This is a genomic window from Streptomyces sp. NPDC021225, assembly GCF_044332865.1.
Classification (GTDB): Bacteria; Actinomycetota; Actinomycetes; order Streptomycetales; family Streptomycetaceae; genus Streptomyces.
The window spans coordinates 95,809-115,671 of the sequence record NZ_JBIRPV010000010.1 but is presented as its reverse complement, the minus strand read 5'-3'; the positions used below and the strand labels follow the sequence as shown (position 1 = coordinate 115,671).

The window sequence follows — 19,863 nt, the reverse complement described above, 5'->3', positions numbered from 1 at the left end:
GGGGGCCTGCCCCCGGTTTCGGGAAGGGGCGGGTCGGGGACACAGCATCGATATGCGGCTCCGCCGCGCGGCCGCCGCAGGCGCAAACGCAACGGTCAGCCGACCATCGCGCGCTCCTCCTCCGAAGCCGACGGCGCCGAAGGCGCCACCTCGCCCCGCGGCTCGGCCACCCGATCCCGTGCCCCACCCCGGTGAGAGGGGTCCCGCACCTCGCCCACCAGCATCTCCAGCACGTCCTCCAGGGCGACGAGCCCCAGCACCTTCCCGGACGCGTCGGCGACAGCCGCCAGGTGGGAGGCCGACCGCCGCATCTGGGTCAGCGCGTCGTCCAGCGGCAGCTCGGCCCGCAGGGTGCCGATGGGACGCCACACATGCTGGGGTACGGCCCGGTCCGGGGCCTCCAGGTCCAGGACGTCCTTCACATGGAGATAGCCCATGAACGCGCCGCCCGCCTCGCGCACCGGGAACCGGGAGTAGCCGGTCCGTACGGTGAGCTCCTCGATCTGCCGGGGCGTGACCGAGGGGTCGACGGTGACCAGGCCCGCCGGGTCGAGCAGGACGTCCGTGACGGGGCGGCTGCCGAGCTCCAGGGCGTCGGCGAGCCGCTCGTGCTCGCCGGGGTCGAGCAGCCCGGCCTGCCGGGAGTCCTCGACGAGGTGGGTGAGCTGCTCGCTGGTGAAGACCGCCTCGATCTCGTCCTTGGGCTCCACGCGGAACAGCCGCAGCACCTGCCGGGCGCAGGCGCCGAGGAGGGCGGTGACCGGCCGGCAGAGGCGGGCGAAGGTGACCAGGCCGGGGGCGAGCCAGAGGGCGGTCTTCTCGGGGGCCGCCATGGCCAGGTTCTTCGGCACCATCTCGCCGATGACCAGGTGCAGACAGACCACGACCGCGAGGGCGATGGCGTAACCGAAGGGGTGGACCAGCTGCTCGGGCAGGTGGACGGCGTGGAAGACCGGCTCCAGCAGGTGCGCGACGGTGGGCTCGGCGACCGCGCCGAGCGTCAGCGAGCAGATGGTGATGCCGAACTGCGCGGCCGCCATCATCTGCGGCAGGTTCTCCAGGCCGGTGAGCACCGTACGGGCGCGGGCCGAGCCCTCGGCCGCGCGGGGCTCGATCTGGCTGCGGCGGACGGAGACGAGAGCGAACTCGGCGCCGACGAAGAAGCCGTTGGCGAGGACCAGGAGAGCGGCGAAGAGAAGTTGGACCAGGCTCATCGTTCCGCCCCCCGCGCGGCGCCGCCGACGGCACCGCTTCCGTTGACTGTGCCAGTGCCAGTGCCGACGCCGACGGCCGCCGGGGCCTCGGTGCGTATGATCCGCACCCTCTCGGCCCGGTGGTGTCCGACCTGCCGGACCGACAGTTTCCAGCCGGGCAGCTCGGCGGTGTCGCCGACGGCCGGGATCCGTGCGAGGAGGTCGGCGACCAGGCCGGCCACCGTCTCGTACGGCCCGTCCGGCGCCTCCAGGCCGATCCGGCGCAGGGTGTCGACGCGGCAGCCGCCGTCGGCCTCCCAGGTGGGGCGGCCGTCCTCGGCGGCGGTCGGCACCAGGTCCGGGGTGTCCGCGGCCTCGTCGTCGTGCTCGTCGCGCACCTCTCCGACCAGCTCCTCGACGATGTCCTCCAGGGTGACCACGCCGGCCGTGCCACCGTACTCGTCGACGACGACGGCTATCGGCTGTTCGCTGCGCAGCCGCTCCAGGAGGGGCTGCACGGGCAGGGTCTCGGGGACCAGCACCGGGGACTGGGCGATCCGTGCCACGGAGGTGCGCAACCGCTCCTGCGAGGGCACCGCGAGGGCGTCCTTGAGGTGCACCATGCCGACCACCTCGTCGAGGCGCTCGCGGTAGACGGGGAAGCGGGACAGCCCGGTGGCGCGGGTGAGGTTGAGCACGTCCTCCGCGGTCGCGGAGGACTGGAGGGCGCTGACCCGCACGCGGGGCGTCATCACATGCTGCGCGGTCAGGTCGCCGAGGGAGAGGGTGCGCACGAACAGGTCCGCGGTGTCCTGTTCGATGGCGCCCGCCTGCGCGGAGTGGCGGGCGAGGGAGACCAGCTCGCCGGGGGTGCGGGCGGAGGCCAGCTCCTCGGTGGGCTCCACGCCCAGCGCCCGCACCAGCCGGTTGGCGACCGTGTTGAGCATGGCGATGAGCGGGCGGAAGAAGCGGGCGAAGGCGTGCTGCGGCCCGGCGACGAACCGCGCGACCTGGAGCGGCCGGGAGACCGCCCAGTTCTTGGGGACCAGCTCACCGATGATCATCTGGACGGCCGAGGCGATCAGCATGCCCACCACCACGGCGATGCCGGAGACCGCGCCGTGCGGCAGCCCGGTGGCACTCAGGGGAGGGGTCAGCAGCGCGCCGAGCGCGGGCTCGGCGAGCATGCCGACCACCAGGGAGGTGATGGTGATGCCCAGCTGGGTGCCGGAGAGCTGGAAGGACAGCTCGCGCAGGGCCTCGACGACGGTGCGGGCCCGGCGGTCGCCCTCGGCGGCGGCGCGCTCGGCGTCCGGCCGCTCGACGGTGACCAGGCCGAATTCGGCCGCCACGAAGAAGCCGTTGGCGAGGATCAGAACGAGTGCTGCCGCGAGCAGCAGGAGGGACAGGGTGATACTCATGCCGCCGCCCACGAGTGAGGGGCGGCGCAGGTACTACAGGACGATCCGTCCATCTCTGGAGGGAGTCACTCCTCGGGTCGCAGGGGCCTGCCGGGGTGGGCACAACGGTGCACGGACAGGTGGTAAGGGCCGGGGCACCATCGGCGCCCCCGCAACAGAGTAATCAAGGATCCCGCGTTCCGGGCAGGCCCCGGCGGCCGGAGAGGGCCGATCGGGCGGCCTTCAGCCGTCTTCGGGGTCCCGGTTCCCGCCCGACCGGCCGGTGCCGTGCTCCTCGGCGAGTGCGCGCAGAACGCGCGCGTCGCCGATGGCGCGGGCCTTGGCGATACCGGGCTGGATGCCCATCACGGGCAGGCTGGTGCCGTCGGAGAGGTCCAGGAAGACCCACGGGTCACCGGGCCGCAGATTGACCCGCAGCACCTCCGCCCACGCCAGCCGGCGCTTGGTGGTGAGATTGACGACGGTCACCCCGCCGGAGTCGGCGACCACCTTGGGCCGGCTGAGCAGCGCCAGCACACCGAAGAACAGCAGGCCGGTGAAGATGAAGCTGAGCCTCTCCCCCGGGTTCAGCCCCTCCAGGACCAGTCCGATCGCCGTGAGGAGGACGACCAGGACGGCTCCGGTGGTCAGCAGGACGGCCCGGGTGCGGGTCGGCCGGAAGGTGACGGGGAGGGCGGGGAGCCCGGCAGGGGGCTGCGCGGGCGCCGAATCGGAGGCGGACACGTGGTGTGGGGTCTCTCCGTGAGAGGAACGGTGGGTCTGGTGGGAGGGCGGGCCGCTGAAGGGCGCGCCGGACGTCAGAGGCGGCAGGCGTGGATGCCGGTGGTCAGAATGGCCCGCGCCCCCAGGTCGTACAGCTCGTCCATGATCCGCTGGGCGTCCTTGGTCGGGACCATCGAGCGGACCGCGACCCAGCCCTCGTGGTGCAGCGGGGAGACGGTGGGCGACTCGAGGCCGGGGGTGAGCGCCACGGCCCGCTCCACCTGCTCGACCCGGATGTCGTAGTCCATCATCACGTAGCGCCGGGCCACCAGCACGCCCTGCATCCGGCGGAGGAACTGCTGGACCTTGGGGTCGTCGACGGGGGCGCCGGTGCGGCGGATGACGATCGCCTCGGACTTCAGGATCGGCTCGCCGATGATCTCCAGACCGGCGTTGCGCAGGGTGGTGCCGGTCTCCACGACATCCGCGATGACCTCGGCCACGCCGAGCTGGATGGCGGTCTCGACGGCGCCGTCGAGGTGCACGACGGCGGCGTCGACGCCGTTGTCCGCGAGGTGCTTGGTGACCAGGCCCGAGAAGGAGGTGGCGACGGTCATCCCGCCGAACTCGCTGACGTCCTTCGCCGTGCCGGGCCGGGTGGCGTAGCGGAAGGTGGACCCGGCGAAGCCGAGCTGCATGATCTCCTCGGCCTGGGAGCCGGAGTCGAGCAGCAGGTCACGGCCGGTGATGCCGATGTCGAGGCGGCCGGAGCCCACGTACACGGCGATGTCGCGGGGGCGCAGGAAGAAGAACTCGACCTCGTTCTCGGAGTCGACGAGCACCAGCTCCCTGCGGTCCTTGCGCTGCCGGTAGCCGGCCTCATGGAGCATCGCCGACGCAGGCTCGGACAGTGAACCCTTGTTGGGGACGGCGATGCGCAGCATGAGAACTTCTTCCTTACGTGGGCGAGACGTGGGCGAGGGGCGGGACGGGGCGGGACGGCTCAGAGGTGGGCGTAGACGTCGTCGAGGGTCAGGCCCCGGGCGATCATCATCACCTGGAGGTGGTAGAGGAGCTGTGAGATCTCCTCGGCGGCCGCCGCGTCGCTCTCGTACTCGGCGGCCATCCACACCTCGGCGGCCTCCTCCACGACCTTCTTGCCGATGGCGTGCACGCCCGACTGAAGCAGCTCGGCGGTGCGGGAGGTGGCGGGATCGGCCGTGAGGGCCTTCTGCTGAAGCTCGGCGAAGAGCTCCTCGAACGTCTTCTTGGGCATGATGCCCGTCATCCTACTGGGGGCGCCGGGCGCGGCTCTGCGCGAGGGCTAGGGTCTGTCGTCAAAGGGGGCGTCCGGCCGCGAGCGGCGTCTGGTGCAGGGGGCACCGCCCAGCGGTAGCTGGGGGAGCCTCGCAAGGCGGAGCGTCGCCCTCGTACTGGGCGTACTTGGGCGATGCGACAACGCGGCGAGGTGCCGTGCCAGGCGTCGGGAGCAGGGCGCCCCCTTTGACGACAGGCCCTAGGCAACCGACCGCAGGGTGACTGCGGTGGCGACGGCCGCGGTGACCGCCTCGTGGCCCTTGTCCTCGTTCGACCCCGGGAGCCCGGCCCGGTCCAGCGCCTGCTCCTCGGTGTCGCAGGTGAGCACGCCGAAGCCGATGGGCACCCCGGTGTCCACGCTGACCTGGGTGAGGCCCTGTGTGACGCCCTGGCACACATAGTCGAAGTGGGGGGTGCCGCCGCGGATCACGACGCCGAGGGCCACGACCGCGTCGTAGCCGCGGTCGGCGAGCACCTTGGCGGCCACCGGCAGCTCCCAGCTGCCCGGCACGCGCAGCAGGGCCGGCTCGGCGATGCCCAGCTCGCGCAGGGCGCGCAGCGCCCCGTCGACCAGCCCGTCCATCACCTGGGCGTGCCACTGGGCGGCCACCACGGCCACGCGCAGGTCTCCGCTGTTCTCCACGGACAGCTCGGGGGCTCCCTTACCGCTCACGTCTACATCTCTCCTTGGTGCTGGTGTTGCTTTTGGTGCGGGGTGATCTGGTGGTGCGATCCCAGGGGATGGCTACTGGTTGCCGCAGGCGGACATCGGCTGGGGGTGGCCGTTCTCCAGCCACGGCAGGTCGTGGCCCATCCGGTCGCGCTTGGTGCGCAGATAGCGCAGGTTGTGCTCGCCCGCCTGGACGGGCATCGGCTCGCGGCCGACGACCCGCAGCCCGTGCTGGACCAGCGCCGCGGTCTTCTCCGGGTTGTTGGTCATCAGGCGCAGGGAGCGGACGCCGAGGTCGGTGAGGATGCGGGCGCCGGCGGCGTAGTCGCGGGCGTCGGCGGGCAGGCCGAGTTCGAGGTTGGCGTCGAGGGTGTCGCGGCCCAGCTCCTGGAGCTCGTACGCGCGCAGCTTGGACAGCAGTCCGATGCCGCGGCCCTCGTGGCCGCGCAGATAGACCACCACGCCGCGGCCCTCGGCGGTGACCCGCTGGAGGGAGGCGTGCAGCTGGGGGCCGCAGTCGCAGCGCTGCGAGCCGAAGACATCGCCGGTCAGGCACTCGGAGTGGACGCGGACCAGGACGTCCTCGCCGTCGCCGATGTCGCCCTGGACGAGGGCGATGTGCTCGACGCCGTCGACGGTCGAGCGGTAGCCGTACGCCTGGAAGTCGCCGAAGGCGGTGGGCAGCCGGGTCTCGGCCTCGCGCCGCACGGTGGGCTCGGTGGCCCGGCGGTAGGCGATCAGCTCCTCGATGGAGATGATCGCCAGCCCGTGTTCGCGGGCGAAGGAGACCAGCTCGGGCAGGCGCAGCATGGTGCCGTCCGCGCCCGCGATCTCGCAGATCGCGGCGGCCGGGCGGAGCCCCGCCAGCCGGGCGAGGTCGACACCGGCCTCGGTGTGGCCGTCGCGGGTCAGCACGCCTCCGGCGCGGGCGCGCAGCGGGAAGATGTGCCCGGGGCGGGCGAAGTCGCCGGGGGCGCTGTGCGGGTCGGCCAGCAGGCGCAGGGTGGTGGACCGGTCGGCGGCGGAGATGCCGGTGCCGACGCCGTGTTCGGCGGTGGCGTCGACCGAGACGGTGAAGGCGGTGCGCATGGACTCGGAGTTCTGCTCCACCATCTGCGGCAGCTCGAGCCGGTCGAGGTCGGTGCCCTCGAGGGTGGCGCAGATCAGCCCGCGGCACTCGCGCATCATGAAGGCGACGATCTCGGGGGTGGCCTTCTCGGCGGCGACGATGAGGTCGCCCTCGTTCTCCCGGTCCTCGTCGTCCACGACCACGACGGGGCGTCCGGCGGCGATCTCGGCGATGGCCCGCTCGACGGAGTCGAGTGAGACCTCGTCGGGCCACTCGGCGGCGTTGGGCTCGGTGCGCACGCTCGGCAGGGTCTGTACGGGGGTCATGTGTCGCTTCCTGGTGTTCCTGCTGTCCGTGGGCTCCTGTGCGTCGCCGACGGCGGGGGCGGTCATGCGAGGGTCTCCTCGTCCGTGGCGTCCAGCGGGCGGCCGTCCTTGCCCAGCAGCCGCTCGACGTACTTGGCGAGCACGTCCACTTCGAGGTTGACCGGGTCGCCGGCCTGCTTGACGCCCAGGGTGGTGAGGTCGAGGGTCGTCGGGATGAGGCTGACGGTGAAGTAGTCGGGCCCCGCGTCGACGACGGTCAGGCTGATGCCGTCGACCGTGATGGAGCCCTTCTCGACCACATAGCGGCTCAGCTCGGCGGGGAGCGAGACCTTGACGATCTCCCAGTGCTCGGAGGGCTTGCGCTCGACGATGGTGCCGGTGCCGTCGACGTGGCCCTGCACCAGATGGCCGCCCAGGCGCCCGCCGAGCGCCATGGGGCGCTCCAGGTTGACGCGGGAGCCGACGGCGAGGGCGCCGAGGCTGGAGCGGTTCAGGGTCTCGGCCATGACGTCGGCGGAGAACCGGCCGTCCTCGGTGTCGACGACGGTGAGGCAGACGCCGTTGACGGCGATGGAGTCGCCGTGCTTGGCGCCTTCGGTGACGACGGGGCCGCTGACCAGGAAGCGGGACGCGTCGCCGAGGTTCTCGACGGCGACGATCTCGCCCAGTTCTTCGACGATTCCGGTGAACACTCAGCTCTCCTCGGGGGCGACGGGGACGGTGGGTACGGCGGGTACGGCGGTGACGCGCAGGTCGGGCCCGAGCCTGGTGACGTCGGTCAGCTCCAGGCGAAGCGCCTGCGTGATGGTGGTAATTCCCGCGTCGGCGAGGGCGTGGGTGCCCGCGCCGAGCAGTACGGGGGCGAGATAGCCGACGACCTTGTCGACGGCGCGGGCGGCGAGGAACGCCCCGGCAAGCGTCGGGCCGCCCTCCAACAGGACCGAGCGGACACCGCGCGCGTACAACTCCTCGAGCAGCGCGGGGATGTCCAGGCCCGGCCCGGCCGCGGCGCGCGGCAGCCGGACGGCCTCGGCGCCCGGCGGCACGGCGGGGGCGTCCTCGGCGACGGCGACCAGGGTGGGCGCGGCGCCGTCGAGGACCCGGGCGCCCGGGGCGATGGTGCCCTTGCTGTCGAGTACGACGCGCAGCGGCTGCCGGGCGCCGTCCCGGCCGCGCACCGCGAGGTGCGGGTCGTCGGCGCGCAGGGTGCCGGAGCCGACCACCACCGCGTCGGCCTCGGCGCGCAGCCGGTGCACATCGGCGCGGGACTCGGCCGAGGTGATCCAGCGGCTGGTGCCGTCGGCGGCGGCGCTGCGCCCGTCCAGGGTCGCGGCGTACTTCCACAGCACGAAGGGGCGGCCGAGCCGCGTCGAGGCCAGCCAGGCCTCGTTGCCCGCGGCGGCCTGGTCGGCGAGCAGGCCGCTCTCCACGTCGGCCCCGGCGGCGGCGAGGGTGGCGGCCCCGCCGGCGGCCTGGTCGTTGGGGTCGGCGACCGCGTACACGACGCGGGCGATTCCGGCGTCCAGCAGCGCCTGGGCGCAGGGGCCGGTGCGACCGGTGTGGTTGCAGGGTTCGAGGGTGACGACGGCGGTGCCGCCGCGGGCCCGCTCACCGGCGGCGCGCAGGGCGTGGATCTCCGCGTGCGGGCCGCCGGCCCCCTGGTGCCAGCCCTCGCCGGCGGTACGGCCGTCGGCGTCGAGGATCACGCAGCCGACGACGGGGTTGGGGCTGGTGTGGCCGAGGCCCCGGGCGGCGAGCGCCACGGCACGGCGCATCGCTTCGGCTTCGGCTGCGGTGGCCACCGGGTCCTCCTGCCTCTTCGGGCACGGACTCCGGGGCTGTCGAGATGACAGAAGCGGAAAGACGGCACCGGGGAACGCCTGGGCCGGGAAACGGTCCGCCACAAGGGGCGGGCCGCCGACGGCGGCGCACCGGTGCTCTGCTCCCGCCGCGCACTGCCTCCCATCCGGACTTTCACCGTCGGTCCAGGAATTTCACCTGGTCAACCGGCCGCTGGAGGCGGACGGGTCGCGGACTGTAACCGCCGGCTCGGATTTTCACCGACCCCGGAGTGCGCTGACGTCACTGGTACGGCCCCAGTGTGCCACGGGACGTCGGCACAGCTGGAGCCGTAGGAGTGTGGCTTGCCTCACCCGCCGGTCAGCCGGTAGTGGCGATGCTGTCGAGCTGCTCGACGGCGGGCCGCAGCGCCCACAGGTCGCCGCCGGGCGGCGCCTGGAGCGCGGGGAGCGCCGCCTTGGCCCTGCGGTCGCCCGCGTCGGCCGCCGCGTGCACGATGTCGCTGGCCGCGTAGGCGCGGAAGTCCAGCTCCGGGTACGGCCAGGGCCGCGCCCCGGTGGCCGCCGGGAGCAGCACGTCCACGGCCTTGAAGAGATTCGCCCCGCCCGGTCCCGTGTAGTGCCACAGGTCCACGCCGACGTGCTTGCCGACGGCCGCGAGCCGCGTGAAGGCGACGAGGTTGAAGGTGGAGTAGTGGAAGCTGCGGGTGCGGGACAGCTCGCCGGGCTGGGTGCCGTCCGCCGCGATCTGGGCGTCCACGCGCTTGGTCCGGGCCTCGCGGACGACCTGGCGGGCGAGGTCGCGGTCGCCGACCGCCGCGGCGATGGCGGCGACCTGCATGTCGAAGAAGGTGCCGTGGTTGTTCTCGGCGGCGCCCTCCTCCTTGCCGAAGTCGCTGTTCACCAGCCAGTCCAGGAACTGCTTGTTCCAGGTGCGGAAGCCCGTGTGGTCCTGGCGGGACCAGCCGGGGGCGCCGGTGTCGAGGATGGCGGCGGCGTCCAGGAGGCTGGTGAAGCCCTGGGAGAAGTCGATGATGCCGATGGCGCGGCCGTCGTACTTGCAGGGGATGAACTGGGCGTGGTTCAGGCTGGGGTTCATCCGGGTCGCCGGGGTGACGAACCAGGTGCGCAGGATCTCGGCGGCGTGCTCGGCGTAGCCGCGCTTGCCGGTGTAGTACCAGGCCAGGGAGAGCTCGTAGGCGGACTCGAAGACCTTGCCCACCTCGGGACGGTCCGTCATCTTGTCCACATCGGGGTTCCGCTGGCCATCCTTCTGAACGTAGGGGCAGCCGTACGGATTGTCCTCGGTCTTCGGCTGGGTGGGCCACCAGTACGGGGCCTGGCTGAAGTAGTCGTGCTTGTCGCCGCTGGGCGGCACCTGGTCCTTGTCGGTGACCGTCCAGGGGCCCTGGGTCATCCACTGGTCGGCCTGGGCGGTCAGATCGCGTACGGTCCGCTTCAGCCGGGCGTCCCCGGCCTGGAGCTTCGCCTTGGTCAGGGCCAGGCGTGGGCCGTCGAGCACCACGGTTTCGGGTACCGGGGCCGGGTGGCGGGCGGGCTCGGCGCCATGCGCGGAGGGGGCGGCGGGGATGGCCAACACCGCGAATACCGCGGCAAGGGCGACGGAGAGGGCGACAGCGGCGCGGGCGATCGGCCCACGCCCTGGAGGAGTTGCTCCCATCGAGGACCCCAATCAGCTATCTGAACAGGATTCAGGATCGCGATCGTGGGTCAGGCTATGTCGGGGCCATGCTCACGACAAGAGACCGCGCACAACTCCGCCCGGTGGAGAACCGCCCGCTCCGGGTACGGCCACGGGCGCCGAACAGCCGGCTCCCGGTACGGCTACGGGGCGCCGAACAACTCGCTCCCGGTGCGGCTACGGGGCGCCGAACAGCTGGTTCTGGGTGGCGTCCATGGCGGTCAGGACCGCGCCGCGCAGCACTCCGCCGCCGCCCACCACCCCGGCCCGCACCTGGGTGCGCAGCGGCGACATCCGCCGGAGCCGGTCCTCCACACGCCGCGCCAGGGCAGGGCCCCCGGCCCGGCCCACCTCTCCGCCGAGCACCACACAGCCCGGGTCGAGCACCGCGCACACCGCGGCCGCCCCAACCGCGATCCGGCCCGCGAGCGCTTCCAGGAACGGCTCGCCCCGCTCCCCCGCGTCCACCGCGGCCCGTACGGCCGCCTCCGCCGCCGGCGCGTCGTCCGCCGCGTCGGCCGACAGGCCCAGCTCACGGGCGAGTTCACAGACCGCCGGGCTGCTCGCGAGCGAGTGGAAGCCGCCGTCGCAGGCGGTCGCCGAGGGCAGCCCCGACGTTCCTGGCACCGGCATGAAGCCGATCTCCCCCGTGCCGCCCGAGGCCCCGCGCCGCAGCACCCGGTCGAGCACGACGGCCGCGCCGACGCCATGGCCGAGCCACAGCAGCACAAAGGTGTCCCGGTCGCGGACCACACCGAGCCGCTGCTCGGCGACCGCGGCCAGGTTGACCTCGTTCTCCAGCAGCACCGGCGCCCCGAGGCCGGCGTGCAGGGCCGCGCTCAGCTCACGGTGCCAGCCGGGCAGGGAGTCGGTGACGGCCAGCTCGCCGGTCGCCGGGTCGACGAGCCCCGGGGCGCCGATGCCGATGTGGTGCAGCCGCTCGGCCCCCGCCTCCCGGGCCGTGCGCCGCACCAGATCCACCGTCGCCTCGGCGGCCCGCGCGGGCTCCACGTCGGCGGCGACCGGCAGTGTGGCCTCGGAGACGGTGTGGCCCAGCAGGTCGGCCACGCACACCGCGACGCTCCGCGCGCGGACGTCCACGCCCGCCACATACGCGCTGTCCGCGACGATGCCGTACACCCGGGCGTTGGGCCCCCGCCGCTCGGCGCCCGCCTCCCCCACCACCGCGATCAGCCCGGCGCTCCGCAACCGCTCGACCAGGTCCGCGATGGTGGGCCGGGACAGCCCGGTCATGGACTTGAGCTGACCGGCGGTCAGCGGCCCCTCATCCTTGAGGAGGTGCAGGGCGAGGCGGTCGTTGATGGCCCGCGCCGTACTCGGGGAGGCGGTACGGCCCGCCAGGGACACGCGCGTCGACGTCATGGCGGGATCCTTTCAGAGGCACCGCTCATCTGGACCCTATCTATCAGGGACCCTTCCTGATAGTTTCCGTGGGCGAAACGCGTCTCCGGGAGGGTGGGCAGCAGGGGCATGGACGACGACGGTACGGAGGCGCAGACTCCGCAACAGCGCGAGGTCCGGCGGGCGCGGGTGGCCGTGGCGGCCGTGTTCGCCGTCCACGGCGCGGTCACCGGCAACTTCGCCACCCGCGTGCCCTGGATCCAGGAGCATCTGGACCTCGGCGCGGGCCTGCTCGGCCTCGCGCTGGTCTTCCCCGCGCTCGGGGCCTCCGTCGCGATGCCCCTGGCCGGGCGGATCAGCCACCGCTTCGGCGCCCGCGCCGCGCTGCGCGCCCTGATCGCGCTGTGGTGCCTGTCGCTGGTGCTGCCGCCGATGGCGCCCGGCCTGGTCTGGCTGTGCGGCGCGCTGTTCGTCTACGGCGCCACCGCCGGGATGGCCGACGTCGCCATGAACGCCCTCGGTGTGGAGGTCGAGAACCGCCTCGGCCGCTCCATCATGTCCGGGCTGCACGGCATGTGGAGCGTCGGAGCGCTCCTCGGCTCGGCGGCCGGCACGCTCGCCGCCCACGCCGGCACGGACGCACGGCTGCACCTCGGCCTCGCGGCTGCCGTGCTCACCCTGATCGGCGCGGTCGTCTGCCGCTGGGTGCTCGATCTGCGCAGCGCCCCCGAAGAGCACCCGCCGCCCCGCTTCGCCCTGCCGCCCCGCTCCGCGCTGATCATCGGCGCAGTCGGCTTCTGCGCGGTGTTCGCGGAGGGCGCGAGCCTGGACTGGTCGGCGGTCTATCTGCGGGACGTCCTGGACTCCTCCCCCGGCCTCGCCGCCGTCTGCACCACGGCCTTCTCCTGCACGATGGCCGCGGCCCGGCTCGTCGGCGACGCGGTGGTGGGCCGCTTCGGCGCGGTGCGGACCGTACGCGCGGGCGGTGTCCTGTCCACGGCCGGCGGCGTGCTGGTGGTGACGGCCACCGGGCCCGCCCTGGCCATCACCGGATTCGGCCTGCTCGGCCTGGGCGTCGCGGTGGTCGTCCCGCTCGCCTTCGCGGCGGCGGCGCGCAGCGGGCCGGCTCCCAGCCAGGCCATCGCGGGCGTCGCGACCATCACGTACACATCGGGGCTGATCGCTCCGGCCGCGATGGGGTCGATCGCGGACGCGACCTCGCTGACGGCGTCGTTCGGTGTGGTGACGGTGCTGGCGCTGGGGCTGGTGATGGGGGCGGGGGTGCTGCGCGGGCCGGCGCGCGAGGGGGCGGCGGGCGGCCACGCGGACGCGGCGGCGTCCAGCGCGACGCGTCGCTGACGCGGCGGTTTTCCCCTACCCGCCCCTTCCCGCAACTGGGGGCAAGCCCCCAGACCCCGGACGCCCTTCGGGCGTGTCCTCAATCGCCGGACGGGCTGACTGTCCGGCGACTGAGGACCGGGGTCCGGAGCGGAGCCCCGATTGCGGGAAGGGGCGGGTAGGGGACAGGGCCCGCCGCAGGCGCGCGATCGTTCGGGCGGGGCCGAAGTGTCGGGGGCGGATGATGGGCGTATGTCGCAGCCCCACCCCCGCGGACCCCAGCTCGCCCGCCTCGCCTCGCTGCTCGCCGACGAGACCCGCGCGTCGTTCTGTCTGGCGCTGCTCGACGGGCGCGCCTGGACCGCCGGGGAGCTGGCGCGGCTCGCCGGGGTGGCCGCGTCGACCGCGAGCGAGCATCTGAGCAGGCTCGTCGAGGGCGGCCTGCTGGCGGAGGAGCGGCAGGGCAGGCATCGCTATGTACGGCTGGCGGGGCCGCAGGTCGCCCAGCTGATCGAGGACCTGTCCGGCCATGCCGCGCCGCCGCCCGCGCCCCGTACGCTGCGCGCGGCCAGCGCCGGTGAGGCCATGGCGCGGGCCCGCACCTGCTACGACCATCTCGCCGGGCGGCTGGGCACGGCGATCACCGACGCGATGGTGGAGCACGGGCTGCTGCGGGGGGCGGAGGGGTTCGCGCTGACCGACGTCGGCCTGGTCTGGTTCCGGCGGCTCGGCGTGGACCTGTCGGCGGCCTCGCGCGGGCGCCGGCCGATGGCGCGCAGCTGTCTGGACTGGACCGAGCGCAGACCGCATCTGGCGGGCGTGGCGGGCGCCGCGCTGTGCCGGCATGCGCTGGACGCGGGGTGGTGTGCGCGGATCGGCAGCCAGCGGGCGCTGCGGGTGAGCGAGGAGGGGCGGCGGGCGCTGCGCGACCTGCTGGGCGTGCGGCTCCCCGAATGACCGGCCTGACCAGCCTGACCGGCCTGACCGGACGGAGCGCGCGCCTCGCGGGCCGGGTGGATCGCCTGGGGGCGAGGACACGCTGGTCCGGGGCCTGATCTACCATTTCCCGGCCGAGCCCGGGCCGCCCGGGGCAGGCCACCCACAGCAGCCCATAGTGGAATGAAACACACTTTCGACCCACTAACATTGCTGCGATCCCCCCTGAGCGATGAACTGGAGCAACCATGGGCCTCGGCGTGCGCTGGACCCTGCACGGCGACGGGCGCACCCCCGCCCCCGGAGCCGTCGTCAAGCCGGATGAGCGGCTGTCCTGGCCCAGGACGGTCGGGCTGGGCGCCCAGCATGTCGTGGCGATGTTCGGCGCGAGCTTCGTGGCTCCGGTGCTGATGGGCCTTGACCCCAATCTCGCGATCATGATGTCCGGGGTCGCGACCATCCTGTTCCTGCTGGCGACCCGTGGCCGGGTGCCCAGCTATCTGGGGTGCAGCCTCTCCTTCGTCGGGGTGGCCGCCGTGATCAGGGCGCAGGGCGGCGGCAGCGCCGCCATCACCGGCGCGATCCTGGTGGTCGGCGGGGTGCTGTTCCTGAGCGGCCTGGCGGTGCGGAAGTTCGGCGCGCGCATCATCCACGCGGCGATGCCGCCGGTGGTCACGGGCGCGGTGGTCATGCTGATCGGCTTCAACCTGGCGCCGGTGACCGCGAAGACGTACTGGCCGGCCGATCAGTGGGTGGCGCTGCTGACCATGCTCTTCACCGGCCTCGCCGTGGTCTGTCTGCGCGGCTTCTGGTCGCGGGTCGCGATCTTCCTGGGCCTGGTCTTCGGGTATGTGATCTCCTGGCTGTTCGACCGCGTCTTCGGCAGGATCCACTCGCTGGACGGCAGCGGGCGGATCACCGACCACTGGCGGCTCGACCTGTCCGCGGTGGGCAAGGCGGACTGGATCGGCGTGCCCTCGGTGCACGCGCCCAGCTTCCAGTGGTCGGCCGTGCTGGTCGCCCTGCCGGTCGTCATCGCGCTGATCGCCGAGAACGCCGGGCATGTGAAGGCCGTCGGCGAGATGACCGGCGACCCGCTCGACGACACCCTCGGCACCGCCATCGCCGCGGACGGCGCGGCCACCATGCTCTCCACCGCGGTCGGCGGCCCGGCCAACACCACGTACTCCGAGAACATCGGCGTCATGGCGGCCTCCCGCGTCTATTCCACCGCCGCCTACTGGGCCGCGGCCGGCTTCGCGCTGCTCTTCGGGCTGTGCCCCAAGTTCGGGGCGATCGTCGCGGCGATCCCCGGCGGTGTGCTGGGCGGGATCACGGTCATCCTGTACGGCATGATCGGGCTGCTCGGCGCCCAGATCTGGGTGCACAACAAGGTGGACCTGCGCAATCCGCTCAACCTGGTGCCGGTCGCGGCCGGTGTGGTCATCGGCGTCGGCGGGGTCGGTCTCAAGATCAGCGACAACTTCGAGCTCAGCGGGATCGCGCTGGGCACGGTGGTCGTGCTCAGCGGCTACCACCTGCTGCGCGCGCTGGCCCCGGCTCATATGAAGCAGGAGGAGCCGCTGCTGGACGCGGGCACCAGCGCGTACGACGACGACGCCACGGAGGCCGGGAAGCCCGCGAAGCCCTGAGCTACCCGGGCGGCGCGAGGTCCTGAAGCCCCACCACCCGCAGCAGCTCCAGCCGCTCGTACGACTCGGTGCCCGGGCGGGCCGAGTGGACGATGAGCCGCTGGGCGTGCTCGGAGCTCAGCAGCACCTCGCACTCCAGCTCCAGCAGCCCCACCACCGGGTGCAGAAAGCGCTTGACCGCCGAGCGCCGCACCGCGACCTCGTGCGCCTCCCACAGCGCGGCGAATTCCGGGCTGGCCGCCCGCAGCTCGGCGACGAGCGCCGCCGGTGCGGGATCGTCGGGTCGGGCGGCCAGCACGGCCCGCAGATTCGCGACATGGTTCCGCGCGTGCTCCGCCTGATCCTCGGGCGGGCAGAGCCCGCGGGCGTCCGGGTCGGTGAAGTACCGGCGGATCATATTGCGCTGCCCCGGCGGCCGGGCGCTGATGTCGCCGGACAGGGCGGCGGCCATCGCGTTCTGCGCCAGCACCTCGCCCCAGTCGTTGATCACCAGCGCCGGGGTGTCGTACAGCCGGTCCAGGATCCGCAGCAGACCGGGCCGCACATGCCCGGAGGCGGACCGGTCGCGCGGCGGCTCCTCCCCCACCAGGTGGAAGAGATGGTCGCGCTCGTCGTCGGTGAGCCGCAGCGCGCGGGCCAGCGCGGTCAGCATCTGCCGGGACGGGCGCGGGCCGCGGGCCTGCTCCAGGCGGGTGTAGTAGTCGGTGGACATGCCGGTGAGCTGGGCCACCTCCTCCCGGCGCAGCCCGGGGGTGCGGCGGCGCGCCCCGGGCCCGAGCCCGACGTCGGCGGGTGCGAGCCGGGTGCGGCAGCGGCGGAGGAAGTCGGCGAGCTGGGTGCGGTCCACCTCTCAAGGGTCGCCGGTCACGGGCTTCCCATCCAGGGTCTGCCGATCCCTGGATCGGCGGTGCTCTCCCGGCCCGCTCCGGACTCCCTCAGGGTCGTAGCCGACGAACACCGATCAAAGGAGTCAGGACATGCTGACGTTGGTGACCGGAGCGACCGGCCGGGTGGGACAGCGGTTCGTGCCGCGGCTGCTGCGGTGGGGCGCGCCCGGGGACGAGGTGCGGGTGCTGGTGCGCGACGCGGCGAAGGGCGCGCCCTTCGCCGCGCTGGGCGCGCAGGTGTCGGTCGGCGATGTGCGCGAGGAGCAGGACGTGCGCAAGGCCCTGGCCGGGGTGGACGCGGTGGTCAATGTGGCGGCGGCCTTCCGGGGGGCGACGGACGACGAGGCGTGGGCGGTCAACCGCGACGCGGCCCTCGGCCTCGCCCGCGCCGCCCTGGAGGCGGGTGCCTCACGCTTCGTCCAGGTCAGCACCAATCTGGTCTACGGCCTCGGGCGCGGCCGGCCGCTGGTGGAGGACGACGAGTCGGTGCCGGGCGGGGAGATGTGGGGCGCGTACCCCGCGTCCAAGGCCGAGGCCGAGCAGGGGCTGCTGGAGCTGCACCGCGAGCGCGGGCTCGACGTCCGGATCGGCAGCCTGCCCTTCGTCTACGGCGAGGACGATCCGCATCTGGCGGAGTCGCTGCGGTGGGCGGGGCAGTGGGCGGGCCATCAGCGGCTTCAGATGGCGCATCACGCGGATGTGGCGCGGGGGCTGTTGCGGCTGCTGACCGCGCCGGGGGTGGCCGGGCGGAAGTACAACATCGTCGACGACGCGCCCGTCACGGCGGTGGATCTGCACCACGTCAACGGCGTGCCAGTGCCGGAGGGCATGGCGGACCGCACCGACCCCGACCCCTGGTTCGGGGTGTGCTCCAACGCCCGGCTCCGCGCCGAGCTGGGCTGGCGCCCCCTGTACCCGACGCTGTGGACGGCCGTCGACGCGGGGGCGCTCTGACGGGAACCCGTTAGTCCGTTCCGGGGAAGCGAACGGCGTACGGCCGGTCGGGCCGCGGCTCGGCTGCGACGCTTGCGCCCATGACGACGTCGGCCAAGCGGCGCGCGCCGCGGACCGTGGAGGGTGTCGTGGCGCGGATGCGCGCGCTCGGCGCCGCGCTGCCGCCCCGGGACGGGGTGGCGGTCTTCAACCGGGTGTATCTGGCGGTCACCGAGGAGGTCGGCCGCCGGCTCGCGGACGGGTACTTCCAGGACCCGGCCGCCACCGAGGACCTGGATGTGCGCTTCGCCGCCCGCTATCTGGCGGCGGTCGACGCGGTGGCGGCGGGGCGGCGGCCGCCCGCCTGCTGGCGGCCGCTGTTCCAGCTGCGGCGCCATCCGGGAATCCGCCCGCTCCAGTTCGCGCTGGCCGGGATGAACGCGCACATCGGCCATGATCTGGCCCTGGCGCTGGTGGACACCTGCCGGGCCCGAGGGGTGGAACCGGAGGACCTGGAGGGCGACTTCGACCGGGTCGGCACCCTGCTCACCGGGCTCGAGGAGCGGATCCGCGAGGATCTGATGCCCGGCCCCGATCTGCTGGACGTGGCCGATCCGCTGACCCATCTGGTGGGGTCGTGGAGCCTGGACAAGGCGCGGGGCGCCGCGTGGGCGGCGTACCGCGCCCTGTGGGGGCTGCGCGCACTGCCGGAGCTGACCGAGGAGTTCGTGGAGCGCGTCGACGAGAGCGTCGGGCTGGTGGGGCGGTTTCTGCTCACCCCGCTGCCCGGCGCCACCACGGACGAACCGGCTCAGTCCTCGGGGAGCTCGACGGGCGCGATCTCGTCGTAGACATCGCCCGGGCCCGGGTTCTTCGGGTCCGTCCGCCCGCCGAAGTGGGTCATCACGCCCCACACCGCGTTGAGCGCGGTCTGCACGGCGCCCTCGGCCCACCCCGCGGTCCAGGAGATGTCGTCGCCCGCGAGGAAGACGCCGCGCCGGTCGGCCGGGAGGCGGTCCTGCATGAAGTGGGTGAACAGGCGGCGCTGGTAGCGGTAGTGGCCGGGCAGATTGGCCTTGAACGCGCCCATGAAGTAGGGCTCGTTCTCCCAGGAGACGGTGACCGGGCTGCCGATGATGTGCTTGCGGATGTCGACCTTCGGATAGATCTCCGACAGCGACTTGAGCATGACCTCCATGCGCTCGTTGGCGGACAGCGGCAGCCACTTGAGGCTGTCGTCGCACCAGGTGTACGAGAGGCAGATGACGGCGGGCCGGTCCGGTCCGTCGTCCAGCAGGTAGGTGCCGCGGGTCATCCGGTCGGTGAGCGTCATGCTCATCACGTCCCGGCCGGTGACCTCGTCCTTGTCCAGCCAGAAGGGGCGGTCCACCGGCACGAACAGCTTGCTGGACTCCATGTAGTGGGTGCGCTCCATCGCCGTCCAGTGGTCGATGGGGAAGAGCGAGTCATCGCACTCGATCTTGGAGAGCAGCATCCAGGACTGCGCGGTGAAGACCACCGCCCGGTACGAGCGGATGTCGCCGGCCGCGTCGGTGACGACGATACGGTCGCCCGCCGCGCGGTGCAGCCGGGTGACGGCCGGGCGCGGCCGGCCGCCGTGCAGGGAGGCCAGCGAGGTGCCCGGCGTCCAGTGCACGAGCTTGCGCGGCTCGCGCTCCCACAGCCGCACCGGGAGTTGCTGGCTGCCTCCGACGATGCCGCGGTGGTCGTCGTCCGCGCCGGTGTAGACGACGCGCAGGATCTCCAGGATGGAGTTGGGGAAGTCGGTGTCCCAGCCGCCGGTGCCGAAGCCGACCTGGCCGAAGATCTCGCGGTGCCGGAAGGAGGCGAAGGCCGGGGAGTCGCAGAGGAAGCCGTAGAAGGTCTGGTTGTCGAGCGCCGCGACGAGGCGGGACCAGATCTCCCGGATCCGCGGGACGTCGCGCTCGCGCAGGGCGCGCTGCATGGCGGAGAAGTCGGCGCCCTCCTCCAGGCAGGCGTTCCAGGCGTCCATCACCTGGTGGTAGACCTCGGGCAGGTCGTCCAGGGTGCGGGCGTAGTGGGACTCGCCCTTCAGGTCGACGACGGTCGAGGGAGTGTCGGGCGCGAGGGGGTTGGGGAAGGGCCGGGTGGTGAGGCCCGCCAGGTCGATGTAGTGCTGGAGGGCGGTCGAGCTGGGCGGGAAGCGCATCGCGCCCATCTCGGCGGTCAGCGCCGGGTCGCAGCCCTCGAAGCCGACGGTGCGCAGCCGCCCGCCGATCCGGTCGGCCTCGTAGACGACCGGCTTGAGGCCCATCTTCATCAGCTCGTACGCGGCGACGATGCCGGACAGCCCGCCGCCGACGACCGCGACCTCGGCGCCGTGCTCGGTCGCGGGGATCTGGCCGAGGCCCGCGGGGTGGGCGAGGTAGTCGTCGTAGGCGTAGGGGAAGTCCGGGCCGAACATGGTCAGCGGCGGGTCGGGCTGCCGCTCGTCCTGCTGGACGTGGACGGCGGTGGGCACCATGGACGTCATCGGGTACGGACTCCTTGCGGGGCGGGCGGGCGAGGGGGCGC

At 73.3% G+C, this 19,863-nt stretch carries 18 protein-coding genes and 1 riboswitch; of the genes, 5 read left to right on the top strand and 13 right to left on the bottom strand.

All coding sequences use genetic code 11. From position 1 onward, the window contains the following. Positions 1-95: 95 nt before the first annotated feature. From ACH4S9_RS34505 to ACH4S9_RS34455, 11 genes are all read right to left on the bottom strand, one after another. Positions 96-1,214 carry a hemolysin family protein gene (locus tag ACH4S9_RS34505; protein WP_311725865.1) on the bottom strand — a complete coding sequence of 373 codons (1,119 nt, stop codon included), beginning with the start codon at positions 1,212-1,214 and terminating at the stop codon, positions 96-98. Further along, positions 1,211-2,608 (bottom strand): hemolysin family protein, encoded by a 1,398-nt coding sequence (locus ACH4S9_RS34500; RefSeq protein WP_358847486.1) that lies wholly within the window; start codon positions 2,606-2,608, stop codon positions 1,211-1,213. Before ACH4S9_RS34500 ends, ACH4S9_RS34505 begins: the two co-directional genes overlap by 4 nt. 228 nt (positions 2,609-2,836) lie before the next feature. Continuing rightward, on the bottom strand, positions 2,837-3,337 hold the full coding sequence (locus tag ACH4S9_RS34495; protein WP_385351649.1) for a PH domain-containing protein: 501 nt from the start codon (positions 3,335-3,337) through the stop codon (positions 2,837-2,839). A gap of 74 nt (positions 3,338-3,411) precedes the next feature. Beyond that, complete coding sequence (gene hisG, locus ACH4S9_RS34490) at positions 3,412-4,260, bottom strand: ATP phosphoribosyltransferase (protein ID WP_311725863.1); 849 nt, start codon at positions 4,258-4,260, stop codon at positions 3,412-3,414. Between the two features lie 59 nt (positions 4,261-4,319). Beyond that, positions 4,320-4,592, bottom strand: coding sequence for a phosphoribosyl-ATP diphosphatase (locus ACH4S9_RS34485; protein ID WP_311725862.1), 273 nt, complete (start codon positions 4,590-4,592; stop codon positions 4,320-4,322). Between the two features lie 240 nt (positions 4,593-4,832). Then, the gene (gene ribH / locus ACH4S9_RS34480) at positions 4,833-5,306 is read right to left on the bottom strand and encodes a 6,7-dimethyl-8-ribityllumazine synthase (protein WP_352129088.1); all 474 of its coding nucleotides are present in this window, start codon (positions 5,304-5,306) and stop codon (positions 4,833-4,835) included. Between the two features lie 72 nt (positions 5,307-5,378). Next, positions 5,379-6,698 carry a bifunctional 3,4-dihydroxy-2-butanone-4-phosphate synthase/GTP cyclohydrolase II gene (locus tag ACH4S9_RS34475; RefSeq protein WP_311725913.1) on the bottom strand — a complete coding sequence of 440 codons (1,320 nt, stop codon included), beginning with the start codon at positions 6,696-6,698 and terminating at the stop codon, positions 5,379-5,381. A 62-nt stretch (positions 6,699-6,760) separates the two neighbouring features. Beyond that, a complete protein-coding gene (locus ACH4S9_RS34470) occupies positions 6,761-7,390 on the bottom strand; it encodes a riboflavin synthase (RefSeq protein WP_358847467.1) in 630 nt (209 codons plus the stop codon). Continuing rightward, on the bottom strand, positions 7,391-8,500 hold the full coding sequence (gene ribD / locus ACH4S9_RS34465) for a bifunctional diaminohydroxyphosphoribosylaminopyrimidine deaminase/5-amino-6-(5-phosphoribosylamino)uracil reductase RibD (protein ID WP_398375495.1): 1,110 nt from the start codon (positions 8,498-8,500) through the stop codon (positions 7,391-7,393). It lies immediately after the preceding gene. 146 nt (positions 8,501-8,646) lie between these two features. Beyond that, positions 8,647-8,777, bottom strand: a riboswitch (FMN riboswitch). A gap of 81 nt (positions 8,778-8,858) precedes the next feature. Then, positions 8,859-10,178 (bottom strand): alginate lyase family protein, encoded by a 1,320-nt coding sequence (locus ACH4S9_RS34460; RefSeq protein WP_311725858.1) that lies wholly within the window; start codon positions 10,176-10,178, stop codon positions 8,859-8,861. A 198-nt stretch (positions 10,179-10,376) separates the two neighbouring features. Continuing rightward, on the bottom strand, positions 10,377-11,582 hold the full coding sequence (locus ACH4S9_RS34455; RefSeq protein ID WP_398375493.1) for an ROK family transcriptional regulator: 1,206 nt from the start codon (positions 11,580-11,582) through the stop codon (positions 10,377-10,379). A 108-nt stretch (positions 11,583-11,690) separates the two neighbouring features. Between ACH4S9_RS34455 and ACH4S9_RS34450 the strand changes: the two genes are divergently transcribed. From ACH4S9_RS34450 to ACH4S9_RS34440, 3 genes are all read left to right on the top strand, one after another. Next, positions 11,691-12,920 carry an MFS transporter gene (locus ACH4S9_RS34450; RefSeq protein WP_398375491.1) on the top strand — a complete coding sequence of 410 codons (1,230 nt, stop codon included), beginning with the start codon at positions 11,691-11,693 and terminating at the stop codon, positions 12,918-12,920. 231 nt (positions 12,921-13,151) lie between these two features. Continuing rightward, complete coding sequence (locus ACH4S9_RS34445) at positions 13,152-13,856, top strand: ArsR/SmtB family transcription factor (protein ID WP_385346549.1); 705 nt, start codon at positions 13,152-13,154, stop codon at positions 13,854-13,856. 227 nt (positions 13,857-14,083) lie between these two features. Beyond that, entirely contained in the window at positions 14,084-15,487 is a 1,404-nt protein-coding gene (locus ACH4S9_RS34440) for a solute carrier family 23 protein (RefSeq protein WP_311725853.1), read from the top strand. Between the two features lies 1 nt (position 15,488). Here ACH4S9_RS34440 and ACH4S9_RS34435 read toward each other — a convergent pair whose 3' ends face one another. After that, a complete protein-coding gene (locus ACH4S9_RS34435) occupies positions 15,489-16,334 on the bottom strand; it encodes a helix-turn-helix transcriptional regulator (RefSeq protein ID WP_358847455.1) in 846 nt (281 codons plus the stop codon). Positions 16,335-16,464: 130 nt separating this feature from the next. On the opposite strand from ACH4S9_RS34435, the gene ACH4S9_RS34430 reads away from it, so the two are divergent. Further along, positions 16,465-17,328: an NAD(P)-dependent oxidoreductase gene (locus ACH4S9_RS34430; RefSeq protein WP_311725851.1), complete on the top strand. Its 864-nt coding sequence runs from the start codon at positions 16,465-16,467 to the stop codon at positions 17,326-17,328. 80 nt (positions 17,329-17,408) lie between these two features. Beyond that, complete coding sequence (locus ACH4S9_RS34425) at positions 17,409-18,158, top strand: DUF5995 family protein (protein WP_398375488.1); 750 nt, start codon at positions 17,409-17,411, stop codon at positions 18,156-18,158. On the opposite strand, the gene ACH4S9_RS34420 is transcribed toward ACH4S9_RS34425, so the two are convergent. Beyond that, positions 18,119-19,822 carry a flavin monoamine oxidase family protein gene (locus tag ACH4S9_RS34420; protein ID WP_385346552.1) on the bottom strand — a complete coding sequence of 568 codons (1,704 nt, stop codon included), beginning with the start codon at positions 19,820-19,822 and terminating at the stop codon, positions 18,119-18,121. The genes ACH4S9_RS34425 and ACH4S9_RS34420 overlap by 40 nt on opposite strands. Positions 19,823-19,863: the final 41 nt, after the last annotated feature.